Below are 6875 nucleotides of genomic sequence, written 5' to 3' on the forward strand. Positions count from 1 at the left end.
AGTAATATGCCAATCGTGACCGTAAAAATGTTCGAAGGCCGCACGGATGAGCAGAAGCGTGCGCTTTGTGAAAAAGTGACCGAGGCCGTGATTGAATCTGTTGGCGCACCTATTGAAAACGTCACTGTCATCATCGAGGAAATGTCCAAGAACCACATGTCCAAAGCCGGCGTCAGAGAGTGCGATAAGTAAACGTTAGGAAGGATTCTCTTGGTGAGGATCCTTTTTTTGCGGCCTGAATTTAGCATGATACAGTTCGCGTTGTGGATAGAATTCCGTTTCCCCTGCGTTCCAGGCGGACGCGTTCGGGAGGGCCCTCGGTGAGCCAAGCGAACAGCGAAGGGTTCGCTTTGCCGTATTTCTGCGGTCTTTGCAGAAATTAAGGCAATACAGAGTTCCTTCTGCACACTATTTTCGTTCGCTCCCTTTAGTTGTCTCATCCTATCGGGCTGATCCTCCCCGAGTCGCCTAAAACCAGTGCTCCTAACGCTGCGCTTTTACTCGCAAAAGCCGTCCTTCGTGACGGCTTTCACTCCGGTACACTGGCTGGTTTTTCAATAATTTTTATGTGAGTGGCAGTATGAGCATACCGTCTGAGACTTTTATGACAGGTGGTGTTTCATGCAATACTTATCATTCTGTAAAGGCTTAGATTCTTGTGATCAATGCATTTGCAAAGTCGAGAAACGGGACCAAGCCAACTAATCCATACTCCGCAAAAAAGCAGCATATCATAAATTCCCCACGCCAGCGTAGGCGCAACTGCGGGGTAGGCCGTGGCTATGAGACAACTGGCGCGGTCTTTGCCAGCTGGCTCATGGCGTAAGGCAATCCCCCAGCGCCGAAGCGGGTTCAAACTGCAAACACATACATTCTTCAAACTTCCTGCCAGGCCGAGCAACGGGAGCAACATCAACTAATTCCGCTCTCTGCGAAAAAGCAGCATAACATACATTCCCCACGCCAGCATAGGCGCAACTGCGGGGTAGGCCGTGGCCATGAGACAACTGGCGCGGTCTTCGCCAGCTGGCTCATGGCGTAAGGCAATCCCCCAGCGCCGAAGCGAGGTTAAACTGCAAACACACACTTCGCTCAAAACACCAGCAAAGTCGGGCAACCGGAACCAACCACAACCAAAAGGACCCTCAGCGATGAGAATCCTTTTTCATTTGCGTATTCAGCTGGCGGAGCAGGTTTGGAGTTCTTCTATGAACGCGAAGGCCTGGTCCATTTCCTGGTCCGTGAAATTCAGTTTATTTTTTACGATGCGCACCTTGGCCACTTGCTCTTCTTTGTCCAGCTGATCGAAAAACAGCAGTGTAGACACCAGCTCCAGAAAACGTGAAGACTTCTCATTCAGACGGCCGATACAGTCCGGCAGCTGCGTTTTTGGTTCATCCGCTGTGCCGAGAAACTTTGAACCTTCATTTGTCACCTGATAGCAATATTGTTTGTACGATCCCTTGTCCTCAAAACGTTCCGCCAGAAAGCCCATTTCGCATAATTCCTCCACCCGCAGCGTCAGTTCCTCCGAATACGGCCCGTACATATGAAGCTCGTACTTTTCAGCAAACGGGAAATCCATCTTCTTCAATATATAAATCATCTTCTGCATTTTCTTGCGGCCATTTACCTCATTCGCCAACGATACAAACTGAACGATTTTTGCGTGCTCTTGCAGCAATTCGCGCAACCCCTCTCTTATCTTCGTAACACTTCTAAAATCTTCTCATGCAGCAAGTTCGATCCGTCCATCAAAATATCTTCCGGATAATAAATTTTATGGTCTGTACGGCGTTTGCCGGAAATGGCTTCCACCACGTCAGACATTCTGGACAGTTCGCGCAGGTCGCCGTTTTTCATTTGCAGATAAATCGGGACACGCTCATTTTCTTCGCCCGGACGGTAAAAGTCATACGGCAGATCGGATGAAGAATCAGTCACCAGATAATAGTCCGGATCCAGTCCCGCCTGCTCGAACAGTTTCATCAGCTCGCCGATTTTCATGTACTGTGAAGCCGGATCAAACTCTGCATACTGAAACAGGCGCCGATTGACGAAACGGTCGCATAAGTCAGCCAGGATCGAGTCTTCCTCTTCCATCCACAGCTGAAAATACGTTAGAAGAACACCTTCATCGAGTGCTATGTATTGTTTTAATCCGAACTCTTTCTTGAAGAACGAAATGAAATGGGCAGGCTCTTGTTTAAATGCATACCCTGTTTCAAATAAATATCTCGCCCGGTGAAGAATTTTGATCAGAATGACTTCCGCACTCCGCGACACCGGATGAAAATACACTTGCCAGTACATTTGATAGCGGCTCATGATGTAGTGCTCGACCGCGTGCATGCCGCTTTCCTTGATGACGACTTGCTCCTCGGTCGGCCGCATGACGCGCAAGATGCGTTCCATGTCGAAATGACCGTAGGAAACGCCTGTGTAATATGCGTCGCGCTGCAGATAATCCATCCTATCCGCATCGATCTGGCTGGAGATCAGGCCGACGACCAGTTTATCAGGATAAGTTTTATCAATAACATCCGCTACTTTTTGCGGAAATTCCGGTGACACACGGCTCAATACTTCATTGACCTCCGTCTGTCCCAATAAAATCTGCTGGGTGAATTGCTCATGATCCAAATTGAATACCTTTTCGAAAGCGTGGGAAAACGGTCCGTGACCGAGATCATGCAGCAGTGCCGCACAAAGTACGACGAGCCGTTGGTCTTCATTCCACTCTTCGCGTCCGCTGAAGCCGTCGTCAATAATCCGGCGTACGATTTCATAGACCCCCAGGGAATGCTGAAATCGGCTGTGCTCGGCGCCGTGGAATACCAGATAGGTTGTCCCGAGCTGGCGGATTCTGCGCAGGCGCTGGAATTCACGCGTGTTGACCAAGTCCCAAATGACACGGTCTCGCACATGGATATAGCGGTGCACCGGATCTTTGAACACTTTTTCCTCAGGCATTTTTTCATTTGCATACGGCATGTCGTCACCTCATCCTTCATTCTATCCAGTATAGCAAAATTCGACGCAAGACAACATAGACTCAATGGTGTATTTTGAGTTTCGAAAGTTTGGTTTAGAAAAGCTGGGAAGAATGCCCACCGGCCGTATGGGGAACCAGATGCCGAAAAACACAGCAAGCCTCCCACTGTGCAACACCTGATTACCATGCTTCTCCTGAACTTTTAATAGAATTTTCCAAGTCTCTGAATAAATGTTTCATTGGCTGGCCATAATGGCAGTAGAAAGAGAGTACAAGACAGGAGGCATGGAGATGGTGAAAGTTAGACAGGATGCATGGTTGGAGCAAGATGATGAATTGTTGGCAGAGACGGTGCTGAGGCATGTGAGAGAAGGAAGTACGCAGCTGAGTGCGTTTGAGGAAGTAGGAGACGCACTGAACAGAACGGCAGCAGCATGCGGATTCAGATGGAATGCGGTAGTTCGCAGAGAATACGAGGGTGAACTGTCAGAAGCGAAGAAAGAGAGAAAGCAGACACTGCGTGTGTTAGGCACCGATTTTAAAAGACGCAATCAGCAGATGTACAGCGCAGAGCCGGGAGCAGACGGCCAGGAGAAAATCCAGGTTCCGCTATCCGCACTGTCGCTTGATACAGTCATTGCCTATCTAATCCGCATGCATCATAACGGCGGTGCCGACACAGATGCACTGCGCTGGAAACAGACAGCGAAAACGGCGGCGGAACAGCTGAAATCGATGGAAGACGAACTGGAAAAGCTAAAAAAAGAAAACCGCACATTGAAAGAAGATTATGAGCAATTCGTTCAGATCATGAACCGCGCACGCAGACTGATCGCACTCAACGAAGAGAGCGAACACGTCGCACCGCTTTTCACAATGGAACCTAACGGAAATTTAGTATCATCAAAAGAGCCGCCAATCAGTCATTGATTGGCAGCTCTTTTTCTTATGACAGCATTTTCTGATTGCGGTCAAAGACACGCTGCAAATAAAAACCATACAGATCCAGTTCTTCATCAGTCAGCCCGCCGTGCCTGATATCTTCAGTCAGTGAACGCAGCAATAACTGCAGGCGGATCACGACTTCATTGACAGTCAGCTGAGTATTAAGAATCTCCGATAAAGAAGCCATGACTTCCGGCCGGATTTCCGGATACGCGAACTTCATCTCTGCTCCCTGCAAGCCCGTCTCGTACACATCACGAATGAAAGCCGCCCGCTCAGAGCCGCTGCCTTCCACGCAAAGATAGACTTGCACTGCCACGCCTGAGCGGAGGCGGCGCTGTGAAATACCAGCAAACTTCTTGCCGTCCACACTCAGGTCATAGGAACCCGGGCAGTAGGAGCCCGCGATTTCATAGGCTTCGATGCGCTCACCGAGTTCCGGAAACAGTAGTCTGACGAACGCAAGCATTGCATCATAGCCTACCGGAATATCGATGGAAGACTTCTGTTCAGAGAAAATCAGCGAGATATTCAGTACACCTTCGTCCAGAACAACTGCGAGACCGCCGGAATTGCGGACGATGGATTGAAAACCACGCTGTTCAATCAGTTCAATCGCCTGTTGAATAAACGGCATGCGATGATCCTGGATACCGAGGACGATTGTTTTGTCATGCACCCACGTTCTCACAACCGACACACTTTTTTGCTGCCCGACTAATTGACAGAGCGCATCATCCATCGCAAACGATTCCAGTGCAGATCGATTCCGCGCGGTGATGGATTCATCAATAAAACGCCAGGACGGCTGATTCAATAAATTTTTATGCTGTGACATGTCCAGCTCTCCCATTGCTGTTTCTCTAGTATGTATGCAGACGCTTCACAATGTGCGGTTTACAGGCTTTGTGCTGCTGTAATTAATGAAAGTTTATAGACATCTTCAGCGGAACAGCCGCGTGACAGATCATTCACCGGTCCATTCAACCCTTGCAGAATCGGTCCGATCGCTTCGTAGCCGCCCAGACGTTCCGTTAATTTGTAGCCGATATTTCCTGCATCGAGCGTCGGGAAAATGAATACATTAGCATCCCCTTTAATAACGGAATCGGGGGCTTTTTTCGCTGCAACAGACGGAATATACGCTGCGTCAAACTGGAATTCTCCGTCAATCAGCAACTCAGGCGCCATTTCCTTTGCAATGCTTGCAGCTTCCACCACTTTTTCCGTCTCTTCCGTTACAGCAGAGCCCTTTGTCGAGAATGAAAGCATCGCGACGCGCGGATCGATTCCGAACGCTTTTGCTGTTTTCGTACTTTCCACTGCGATTTCCGCCAGTTCTTTTGCGGAGGGGTTGACTGTAATTGCACAATCTGCGAAAATCAACCGCTCTTCTTCTTTCATCATAATAAAAGCGCCGCTTGTCTTTGAAATACCAGGCTTTGTTTTAATAATCTGCAGAGCAGGCCGTACAGTATCTGCCGTAGAATGCGCAGCACCGCTCACTAAGCCGTCTGCACGTCCTGTATAGAGTAACATAGTTCCGAAATAGTTGACATCCTTCAACTGCTCGCGCGCCTGTTCAATTGTTGCCTTTCCCGCACGGCGTTCGGTAAACTTTTCCGCCAGTTCTTCACAATAGGAAGCGTTTGCAGGATCAATCAGCTCAATCTCACTGATATCAAAACTGCCTTCTGCCGCCGCTTTCCTGACCGCTTCTTCATTGCCAAGCAAAACAGGCGTTACAATACCTTCCTGCTGCAAATGAACTGCCGCTTCCAAAATCCGTGCATCTTCTCCTTCTGGCAATACAATTGTTTTGCCCTTCCCTTCCAGTTGCGCTCTGATTCCATCAAAAAGATCTGCCATATCCAAGTCCCACCTTCTGTTATATTTTCCTATTCATCATACCTGAAATTACTATACAATTCACTATGAGTTTCGAACTTTTCAGACATTTCCTTCCTATAGGCACAATTTCGTCAAACATCATTTATATGCACCCCCTATATCGTTATCGTCTGCAGAACGTTTATGATACACTTGAAAAAGAACATATTTTGAATTAAAAGGAGACTGAATTACAGTGAACGAAGCAGCGATTACATTAGATGGTTGGTACGTACTTCATGATTTCCGAACAATGGACTGGGCCTCTTGGAAATTAATTTCCAAAGAAGAGCGTCAAGCAGCAGTCAATGAATTCCTAGGCTATCTGGAACGCCTTCAGCAAGCAGATGAAGCGAAGACAGGCAGTCATGCATTTTATACAGTGATTGGTCAGAAAGCCGATTTCATGCTGATGACTCTGCGTCCGACAATGGATGAGCTACAGCAGCTCGAAGCAGAATTCAATAAACTGACGATCGCAGACTACACGATTCCGGCATACTCTTACGTGTCCGTTGTGGAATTGTCCAATTACCTGGCAGGCGAATCTGACGAAGACCCGTATCAGAATCCATACGTCCGCGGGCGCCTGTATCCAGAATTGCCCCGCAGCCAATACGTCTGTTTCTATCCAATGGACAAAAAACGCGAAGGCAATGACAACTGGTATATGCTCGACATGGATAACCGCAAGAGCCTGATGCGCAGCCACGGCATGATCGGACGCGGTTATGCAGGCAAAGTGAAGCAGATCATTTCCGGATCTGTTGGTTTTGATGATTACGAGTGGGGCGTCACACTGTTTTCAGACGACGTACTGCAATTCAAGAAACTCGTTTATGAAATGCGATTTGATGAAGTGAGCGCGCGTTACGGCGTATTCGGCTCATTCTTCATCGGTACGATTTTGGAAGACGATAAACGTGCAGCATTCTTCGAAGTATAAGAAATTCCCGGCCGCGAATTCATTTCGCGGCTTTTTTGCGTTCATTCGTCGGATGGGCCGCGTCTGGCGCGCGAAAGTCCGGTGAAGTCCGTAAAGTCC

At 48.3% G+C, this 6875-nt stretch carries 7 protein-coding genes; 3 read left to right on the forward strand and 4 right to left on the reverse strand.

Translation table 11 applies throughout. The annotated features are described in order from the left end of the window. The first annotated feature begins 6 nt into the window (after window positions 1-6). A complete protein-coding gene (locus NCCP2331_RS14865) occupies window positions 7-192 on the forward strand; it encodes a 2-hydroxymuconate tautomerase (protein WP_153720804.1) in 186 nt (61 codons plus the stop codon). A gap of 985 nt (window positions 193-1177) precedes the next feature. On the opposite strand, the gene NCCP2331_RS14870 is transcribed toward NCCP2331_RS14865, so the two are convergent. Further along, window positions 1178-1684 (reverse strand): YwgA family protein, encoded by a 507-nt coding sequence (locus NCCP2331_RS14870; protein ID WP_153720803.1) that lies wholly within the window; start codon window positions 1682-1684, stop codon window positions 1178-1180. A gap of 17 nt (window positions 1685-1701) precedes the next feature. Continuing rightward, window positions 1702-2994 (reverse strand): HD domain-containing protein, encoded by a 1293-nt coding sequence (locus NCCP2331_RS14875; protein ID WP_251671675.1) that lies wholly within the window; start codon window positions 2992-2994, stop codon window positions 1702-1704. A gap of 292 nt (window positions 2995-3286) precedes the next feature. Here NCCP2331_RS14875 and NCCP2331_RS14880 point away from each other — a divergent pair, with 292 nt between their 5' ends. After that, entirely contained in the window at window positions 3287-3925 is a 639-nt protein-coding gene (locus NCCP2331_RS14880; RefSeq protein ID WP_153720801.1) for an RsfA family transcriptional regulator, read from the forward strand. A 16-nt stretch (window positions 3926-3941) separates the two neighbouring features. Here the strand turns inward: NCCP2331_RS14880 and lipL are convergent, their stop codons facing one another. Then, window positions 3942-4778, reverse strand: a complete 837-nt coding sequence (gene lipL, locus NCCP2331_RS14885; protein ID WP_251671676.1) for an octanoyl-[GcvH]:protein N-octanoyltransferase — start codon at window positions 4776-4778, stop codon at window positions 3942-3944. 59 nt (window positions 4779-4837) lie between these two features. Continuing rightward, complete coding sequence (gene pta / locus NCCP2331_RS14890; protein WP_153720799.1) at window positions 4838-5809, reverse strand: phosphate acetyltransferase; 972 nt, start codon at window positions 5807-5809, stop codon at window positions 4838-4840. A gap of 217 nt (window positions 5810-6026) precedes the next feature. Between pta and hemQ the strand changes: the two genes are divergently transcribed. After that, complete coding sequence (gene hemQ / locus NCCP2331_RS14895; protein WP_153720798.1) at window positions 6027-6776, forward strand: hydrogen peroxide-dependent heme synthase; 750 nt, start codon at window positions 6027-6029, stop codon at window positions 6774-6776. Window positions 6777-6875 lie beyond the last annotated feature (99 nt).

This window comes from Sporosarcina sp. NCCP-2331 (assembly GCF_023707945.1).
Taxonomy (GTDB): Bacteria; Bacillota; Bacilli; order Bacillales_A; family Planococcaceae; genus Sporosarcina; species Sporosarcina cascadiensis.